Below are 1,558 nucleotides of genomic sequence, written 5' to 3' on the forward strand. Positions count from 1 at the left end.
CCGGGTCCGGGTACTCCCAGTCGATGTCGACACCGTCGAGGTTGTACTGGTTGACCAGGTTGACGATGTTGTTGACGAAGGCCGTGCGGGCGGTGGCGTTGCCCGCCAGGCCCTCGAAGCCCGAGTCGTTGCCGTCGTTCCAGCCGCCGACGGCGATCGACACCTTCACGCCGGCCGCGTGCCCGAGCGAGACGATCTGCTGCAGCTTCGACGGGTTGTCGAGGCCCTGCAGGCTGCCGTTGCTGTTGGGCAGGACGAAGGCGTAGTTGATGTGGGTGAGCTTGCTGTACTGGATGGCGGTCGCGCTGCCGGCCCAGGACGGCATGTAGCCGACGCTCTTGAAGCCGTTGGGCAGCACGGCGGCCTCGGCCGCGGGCTGGCTCGCGAGGGCGACGACGGCGCCCACGACGGCCGTGGCCACCGCGACGGCACTGGCCGTGAAGGCCGACCGGCGGGCCCGGCGACGTCCGGGACCGGCAGTCCCGGCCCCCGGTTCGGTGGACATGAGTGCTCCTTCGGGTGGACGGACCGGCACGCGGGCAGGGTGGGACCGCCCGCGGAGCGACACGATCACATCGGTGGTAATGGATGGTTCGGATGAGCCGTGTCGGTTGGGGCGCCGGTGCGATGGCAGGTGCTCAGACGATAGGAAAGTTAACTATTAGCTGTCAATGCGTAGGTTGCGCCAGCCATTCAGTTGGTTTCAGGTTCGTGGGGGTCTCGCTCGTGCTGGATAATGCCATTCGCCCTGGCTGGTGTTCCGCGAGGCCGGCCAGGAGTCTGATCTGGCTCGGCGAGGTGTTGGGGTTGCTGGCCCTTCTGGGCCGCAGTGGGTCGATGTCGTCTTCTCGCTTGGTTGCGGTTGCTGCGACGTCGTTGGACTGCTCGGCCGGTTGCCGATCTGGTGTGGGTGGGCTCTGGGCACAGATCGCAGCCGCCGGGCGTTCTGACCCTCAATCGAATGAAAATACTGTGAACTAATGTCAAAGCCGTCAATACCGGGCAACTGCGTCCTGGTTGGTCCGAATAATCGCCGGTATCGGCAATATCGGCGGCTGGCGTCAAGCGGCAGTCCCCAATCTCCACCCGTCGGTACTGGCGTTTCGGGGGTGTGCCGAGATGCCGAAGGCGCTTGCTGGTCGGCTTGATCGCGCCATGTTGATTCGCTGAGATCTTGGGTGCAAGCAACTCGTCTTGGGTCGACTCCGCTGCCTACTCGGCATCGTCCTAACTCGAACGGCTGGCGTGGCCGGCTCGAAACAAGCTGCTCAGAAGGCCTGAATGGCTCACCGCTTGTGCGCCAAAGAGCTTCGCAGCTGACTTAACTTAAGTCTTGTATTGACGAGTGACCCGACGCGGGAATAGCCTCCGATGGATCTGTAAGGGAACCTCCCAGATCCGTCCACGTCGACCCACCCCGACCGGGATCGGCGCGGGCGCCCGCCCAGAAGGGAGCCCCAGTGACCCCCTCCACCCCCCGTCGGCGGCGGCCGCGCCTGCGAGTCGGCCTCGCCGCGCTGGCGACCGTGCTCGCGGCCGCCGGCATCGCGTTCGTCAG

General features: G+C 65.6%; 1 protein-coding gene. It reads right to left on the minus strand.

All coding sequences use genetic code 11. The annotated features are described in order from the left end of the window. Positions 1-505: glycoside hydrolase family 18 protein (locus ABZS66_RS61685; protein WP_354774288.1), on the minus strand; the 505-nt coding region annotated here is incomplete at its 3' end. Positions 506-1,558: the final 1,053 nt, after the last annotated feature.

The organism is Dactylosporangium sp. NPDC005572 (assembly GCF_040605515.1).
Taxonomy (GTDB): Bacteria; Actinomycetota; Actinomycetes; order Mycobacteriales; family Micromonosporaceae; genus Dactylosporangium.